Genomic DNA, 6,331 nt, shown 5'->3' with positions numbered 1-6,331 from the left:
GAGCATGCGGCTGTTAACCGCAGGGTCGTCTGTTCGAGCCAGACAGGGGGAGCCATTCGTTGGTGCATATGACGCTGAGGTCCCACCCGTTCCCATCCCGAACACGGAAGTTAAGCTCAGCGGTGCCGAAAATACTTGGAGGGTGACTTCCCGGGAAGATAGGTCTGTGCCGGCGCAAAAAGCAGCAACAGAAATGTTGCTGCTTTTTCTTTTTCCGCGACGAGAAGGCTTGCGCCGGGATTCCCGGGATCTTGGGATCAAAGATGAATGAAAAGGAACGGGGCGGATGCGGTATGGCAAATCTGGAGGTCACGCTGGAAACGATGGAAGCGCGTGAAATCCACGGTCTCTGGGGCAAATCGGGCGACCGGACGGTCTCGAAGGATATCCCGTGCCTGTCGGCGGAATTTTATCAGGCCGCCGGAAAAAAGGCGGGGGAGGTTCTGCCCTTCTATGTTCTCTCCCGGAACTACGACCCGCGGACGGGGGCGTTTGAACTTTTGATCGCGGGAGATTCCGCGGCCCCCGCGCTCGCCAGCTTCACGCTGGAGGCGGGCGTCTATGCGCGGATCACCGTGCGCCCCAAGCTCGGTTTTTTGTGGGGCCCGGCGGTTGGGGAGGCGAAACGGTACTTCTATACGAAGTGGCTTCCGGAAAGCGGCTGTGCGGCGCGCAATCTGGAATACGAGCTGCACACCGAAAAGAGCATGGGCAGAGCCCCGTCCGTCGACCTGCTCTTCGCGGTCAGCGGCAGGGACTGAGGCGCTGCCGGTAAAAAACAGGCCCCCGCCGCGCGGGGGCCTGTTTTTTATATAACGCCGAACCGGCGCAGGGCGTTTTGGATGCCGTCGTGATCGACGTCGTCGGTGACATAGTCGGCCGCCAGCCGGACCTCTTCGCCCGCGTTGCCCATCGCGACGCCCACGCCCGCGAAGCGCAGCATCTCGATGTCGTTGCCGCCGTCCCCGAAGGCCATCGTGTCGGAGGCCGGGATGCCGAAGTGGGCGAGCATCTTTTCAATTCCGACTCGCTTGGAGCCGCCGCGCGGGGTGATGTCGGAAAAGTAGGGACTCCAACGGGTGGCGGCGCAGCCGGGCATCCGCGAGAGGGGGTACCCCTCCTCCTCGGAGGTGAGAAAAAAATTGAGCTGGTAAATGTCGTGGTGGAGCGCGCGGTGGAAGTCCGCCACCTCGGGCAGCGGAAGGTTCACCGCCCTGTGGGCCGCGCGCATGCTGTCGTCGATCATGTTGGCGTAAATCTGCTCCTTCTCCATGAAGAGGCAGGGGAAGGGGTCGCGGTCGAGCAGCTCCACGAGCGCGCGGATGTCGGCGGCGGGCACGCTGCTCTGGTGGATCATGCCGCCCTCCCGTGTATAGCAGTACTGCCCGTTGAGGGTGACGTAGCCGTCGTAGGGAAAGCCGCCGAGGATGTGCCCCTCCTGCATGACGGAGGTGTGCCGCCCGGTCGCGATGAAAAGGCGGATGCCCCTCCGGCGCGCCTCGTCGAGCGCGCGCGAGGTGCTTTCGGGGATGCGGTGGGTCGAAAAGCTCACCAGCGTCCCGTCGATGTCAAAAAAGATTGCCCGAATCAAGCAGAAACCACGCCTTTCCGCCGCTTGCGGCGGCAAAAAATTCAGAATTCCCGGTAGAGGGCGGCCACCCGCCCGAGGACGACCACATGGTCGGCGTAGATGGGCTCCATCGCGTCATTTTCCGGCTGGAGGCGGTAGCCGCCGTGCTCCTTGTAAAACCGCTTGACGGTCGCCTCGTCGTCCACCAGCGCGACGACGATCTCGCCGTTGCGGGCGGTGTCGCAGCGCCGCGCCACGATCAGGTCGCCGTCGAAGATGCCGGCGTTTATCATGCTGTCCCCCCGCACCCGCAGGGCGAAAAGCTCCTTTGCGTCCCCGCGCAGCGCGACGGGCAGGTAGTCCTCGATGACCTCCTCCGCCAGAATCGGCTGCCCGGCGGCCACCGTGCCGACGACGGGGACCCGCGTCACCTCGCTGTGGGGCAGGCGGATCGAGCGGTTGAGGTTGTTCTCCCGGAGGATGCACCCCTTCTCCTGGAGGCTCGTGAGGTAGCGGTGCACGGTCGAGGTCGATTTGATCCCCAGCCGCGCGCAGATCTCCCGGACGCTGGGGACCACCCCGGAGTCGATCGATGTGCGGACGACCTCCAGAATATCGGCCTCCCGCGGTGACAGCTGCTGCATATGGGCACCTCCCGCATGGTTTGTTTCCGGTTCCAGTATAGCAGAAGCCGTCCCGAAATGCAAACGTATGTTCTGAAACTTTAACAGGATGAAACGGGTGTTACCAATATTCAAATTTCGTTTATAAAAAGAGTGACTTTTCTTTAAAAAGTAGCCATGAATCCTTAACAAACACCCCGGAAAAATGGTTATAATAAAGATGTACTCAAGATTAGCCGCAAACATTTTGAGTATCTCTACCCTCCTCAAAACACACCTCAAACAGCTTGGACCGGATGTTGCAGAGCATCCGGCCCTTTTTTTGCGCCGCGAGGGGGTTGAGGCCGCCCCCCCTCAGATGGGCAGGCCGAGCACGCCGCGCGCGAGCCAGACGAACGCGCCGAGCAGGAGGATGAGCACCGGCTGGTGCAGCAGGTAAATCCAGAGGCTTTTGCGCCCGAGCGTCCGGAGGGCGGGGACGCATCCCCGGTAGCAGAAGGAGGGCAGCCTGCCCGCGCGCGCCCACACGCCGAGATAGGACCCCGCGAGGAAGAGAAGGGTCCAGGGGAGGATGGGGAAATAGTCGGCGGACGCGAACCAGGGCTGGGGGAACCCGAGCGGGAAAAGCCAGGGGCTGGCGGTGTACCAGCTTTCGGGCAGCCGCGCGGCGAAGGGCCCGAAGCCGAACGTGCCGCCCGGCACCCCCCAGCAGAAAAAGAAGAGGGAGAAAAAGAGAAGGAACCCGGCGGCGGTGGGAATCCGGTCGAGCAGGGGGCGCAGCAGCGCGAAGAGGACCATGCTCGCGCCGAGCAGATGGAGGATGCCGAAGCGGTCGGGCGCCATCGGGAGCAGGCTGGTGGCGAGGGTGAGGAGCAGGCCGCAGGCGAAGCAGGCAAGCCCGCGGCGCAGGTTGCTGCGGGAATAGCGGGAGACGGCGCCCGAGATGAAGACGAAGAGCCCGGCAAAGAAGGGCTGAAGGAATTCCTGGAGCAGCGGCGCCTCGAAGATGGGGATGCTGACGCCGAAGACGGCGACCAGGTCGAAGGCGCCGTGATAGAGGACGACCAGCAGGATGGAAAGGCCCCGCAGCTCGTCGAAGAGCAGGACGCGGCCGGGTTTTCCGGCGGAGTGGGACTGGGGCATGGCGACGGCCTCCTTGGCGAAAATGGAAGGGGATTTCCGGTTTCGGCGGCGTGCCGGGCAAATCATGAACCGGAAGAAATTCCCTGATGCGATTATAGCACAGCCGCGGAATTTTTTGAACGCCCCGCCGCGAAGGGGCGGCAAAAAAGAGGCCTCGCGGCCTCTTTTTCTCAGATCTTGGGGATGTACTGGTCGATGACGTCCCGCGCGGCGTCGGTGTCCGCGAGCATGAGCATGATGAGGTAGCCGCCCTGCTCGTAGATAACCGCATCCTGCGCGATCTGGTGGGCGTCGTAGATATCGTAGTTTTCAAACTCCTTGGCGCGGTTGAGCTTTATCTGCTCGAGCGCGTCGCGCACCTTGGGCTCCATCCCCTCGGACGGCTTGAGGATGAACACGTCGGCCAGCCCGAAATCCCCCGAGGAAAAACGCACCCAGTAGCTGTCGAGCATTGAGACGTCGAGGAAGAATTTATCGGTCAGGTCGTCGTCCGACGCGTCGGAGAGCCCCCGGACGGATACGCCTTCGTAGATCTTTTCCATCGCCGTTTGCGGTTCGGCGGTCTCCACGAGGGGGCCGGCGCTTTCGACGGCGGCGCTCTGCCCGGGCCTCTCCGAACGGCAGCCCGTCAGGCAGAGGAGCAGCGCGCAGAGGAGCGCGAGGATTCTTTTCAAGGCGGAAGCCTCCCTTCCGGCCGTTTCGGCACCTTTTAAGTATAACGGATTTCGCCGGTTAGTCAAGCGGGGCGCCCGGACGCCGCCGTCCTTGCAAAAACCGCCGTGATTTGCTATCATTAGCAAAGGCGATTCTATAGGGAAAGGGCGTTGGACATGGATACGATCTGGGGACTTTTGATCTTCTTCGGGGCGGCGGTGCTGGTCGCCGGGACCGCGGTGGTGTTCTACAAAAAACTGCATCCCCGCACGGAGGATTCGGAGCGCAGGAAAGTCTCGCGCGCGCTGCGCAGCTTTGCCGCGCCGCGCGGCTATAAGGTCATCGACAGCCCCGTGCTCGTTTCAAACGGGCTTTCCGGCTGGGCGGACCACATCCTTATCGGCTATTTCGGCGTGCTGCTCGTCTACGACCTCTGCTACGCCGGGGAATACTTCGGCGGGCTCGACGAGGAGCAGTGGGTCATCGCGGACGAGGGCAAGCGGTATTCGGTGCCAAATCCGCGCAGGGCCGCGGCCCAGTGCTCCGGACGGGTGCTCACCCTCTGCCGGGACGCGGGGCACAGGGTGCCGGTCGAACAGGTGGCGGTCATCACCTTCAACGGCAAAAAGACGATCAGCTATATCAAATCTCCGGAGGTCATCAAGATGGGCAGGCTGCGCGGCTACCTGAACCGCGCGCGGTTCGACGAGGACCGCGGGGTCAACGTCGAAGCGGTGGCGGCGGTGCTTGAAGCCGCCCGGAAGAATTGAGGGGAGTATCTATGGAAGAACGGTATCTGCTGGAACTGCGCGGGGTCAACCGCCGCATCAGCAGCGAATTTTATCTGCGGGGGATCAACCTCGCGCTGCGTCCCGGCGAGGTGCAAGCGCTGGTCGGGCGCAACGCCTCGGGCAAGAGCACCCTCTTTTCCACAATCATGGGCGTCTTTACGCCCGACAGCGGCCAGGTGCTGATCGACGGGCGGCCCGCCGAAATCCGCAACACCTCCGACGCGGCCAAAAACGGGCTGATCCTCGTGGCGCAGCACCAGCAGATGTTTGCGAACCTGCCGGTCTATGAGAACCTCTTTTTCGGCAACGAGCTGCGCATGGGCGGCAGGCTCGGGCTGGTGGACAACAGGCGGATGCTCCACCGGTGCGAGGAGGTCTTCCGCCAGATGAACGTCCAGATCGACTCGCGCGCCCCGATGGGCAACCTCACCGACGCGGAGCGCCAGCTCACGGCGATTGCCCGCGCGATCGTGACCGACGGGCGGATCATCCTGCTGGACGAGCCCTCCACCCACCTCAACGAGAGCGAAAAACAGCGGCTTTACGACGCGATTGCCGGGCTCAAGCAGGAGGGCCGCGCCTTCCTGATCATCTCCCACGACCTGAACGAGGTGCTCGCGGTCGCCGACTCGATCTCGGTGATGGAGGACGGGGAGATCGTGCGCAGCGCGCCCGCAAGTGAGTTCGACGAAAAGGCGCTGATCGAGGCGGTCTACGGCATCAAGTCGGAAAACATCTACTCCCGCGAGCGGCCCGAGCCCGGGAAGGAGGTCCTGCGCCTTGAGGACTTCTCGGGGCAGAACTTTTCCGGCGTGAGCCTTTCGCTGCGCGCCGGGCAGGTGACCGCGTTCATGGGCGGCGCCCAGTCGGGCAAGCTCAGCGTCGCGCGCGGCCTCGCGGGGCTATGCAGGACGAGCGGGCGGGTCTTCCTCAACGGGGGGCTGCTCGAAATTCCTTCGCCGATCACCGCGGTGCGGGCGGGCATCGTGCTCGCGTCCAGCCAGGAGGACGAGGAGGAGATCCGCGAGAGCGAGATCGCGGTCAACGCCGGCAGGCAGGACACCTCCGCCAGCCGCATGGCGATCTCCGCCAAGCGGCTGATGGCCAGCGTGGGCAAGACCCTTGGAAACTACGTCATGCTCCGCCAGCAGCAGGAATATATCACGGGCGGCAACCGCCAGCGGGAACTGGTGGAACGGGCGATGCGCAAGCAGGCGTCCGTCTACCTGCTCTGCGAGCCGACCGCCGGCGTGGACATCCCCGCGAAAATGCGGCTCTATTTTGAGATGAACAAGCTCCTGCAGAAGGGCGCGGCCGTCCTCTGGCTTACCGCAGACATCGACGAGGCGTTCGGCCTCTGCGACAACATTGCCGTCATGCGGGACGGCGGGCTTGCGCTCTATGGCCCCGCCGCCGAGCTCTCCCGCGAGGCGGTGCAGGAGGCGCTTGGGTCCGCCGCCCAGTGAGCGGCGGAGCTTGTCGGTAGTCGACCGACAGCGACCCTATTTCTTGTACGGACAAGAAATAGGGGAAAGAAACCGCAGGGGGCT

The 6,331-nt window shown here is 63.4% G+C and carries 7 protein-coding genes and 1 rRNA gene; 4 read left to right on the top strand and 4 right to left on the bottom strand.

What is annotated here, in order from left to right:
- Positions 1–58 precede the first annotated feature (58 nt).
- Together rrf and RDM88_RS11080 are read left to right on the top strand one after the other, a co-directional pair.
- Positions 59–175, top strand: a 5S ribosomal RNA gene (rrf, locus tag RDM88_RS11085).
- Between the two features lie 118 nt (positions 176–293).
- A complete protein-coding gene (locus RDM88_RS11080) occupies positions 294–761 on the top strand; it encodes a GyrI-like domain-containing protein (RefSeq protein WP_308754900.1) in 468 nt (155 codons plus the stop codon).
- Between the two features lie 47 nt (positions 762–808).
- On the opposite strand, the gene RDM88_RS11075 is transcribed toward RDM88_RS11080, so the two are convergent.
- From RDM88_RS11075 to RDM88_RS11060, 4 genes are all read right to left on the bottom strand, one after another.
- Positions 809–1,591, bottom strand: a complete 783-nt coding sequence (locus RDM88_RS11075) for a Cof-type HAD-IIB family hydrolase (RefSeq protein ID WP_308754899.1) — start codon at positions 1,589–1,591, stop codon at positions 809–811.
- 41 nt (positions 1,592–1,632) lie between these two features.
- Positions 1,633–2,214 (bottom strand): transcriptional repressor LexA, encoded by a 582-nt coding sequence (gene lexA / locus RDM88_RS11070; protein ID WP_308754898.1) that lies wholly within the window; start codon positions 2,212–2,214, stop codon positions 1,633–1,635.
- A gap of 333 nt (positions 2,215–2,547) precedes the next feature.
- Entirely contained in the window at positions 2,548–3,336 is a 789-nt protein-coding gene (locus RDM88_RS11065; protein WP_308754897.1) for a heparan-alpha-glucosaminide N-acetyltransferase domain-containing protein, read from the bottom strand.
- Positions 3,337–3,506: 170 nt separating this feature from the next.
- On the bottom strand, positions 3,507–4,010 hold the full coding sequence (locus RDM88_RS11060) for a DUF4358 domain-containing protein (protein ID WP_308754896.1): 504 nt from the start codon (positions 4,008–4,010) through the stop codon (positions 3,507–3,509).
- Positions 4,011–4,166: 156 nt separating this feature from the next.
- Between RDM88_RS11060 and RDM88_RS11055 the strand changes: the two genes are divergently transcribed.
- The gene (locus RDM88_RS11055) at positions 4,167–4,760 is read left to right on the top strand and encodes a nuclease-related domain-containing protein (protein ID WP_308754895.1); all 594 of its coding nucleotides are present in this window, start codon (positions 4,167–4,169) and stop codon (positions 4,758–4,760) included.
- An 11-nt stretch (positions 4,761–4,771) separates the two neighbouring features.
- Entirely contained in the window at positions 4,772–6,247 is a 1,476-nt protein-coding gene (locus tag RDM88_RS11050) for an ATP-binding cassette domain-containing protein (protein ID WP_308754894.1), read from the top strand.
- Positions 6,248–6,331 lie beyond the last annotated feature (84 nt).

It is taken from the genome of uncultured Anaerotruncus sp. (assembly GCF_902490045.1).
GTDB lineage: Bacteria > Bacillota > Clostridia > Oscillospirales > Ruminococcaceae > Anaerotruncus.
Note: the sequence above shows the minus strand (reverse complement) of the source record. Positions and strands in the feature narration are given on the sequence as shown.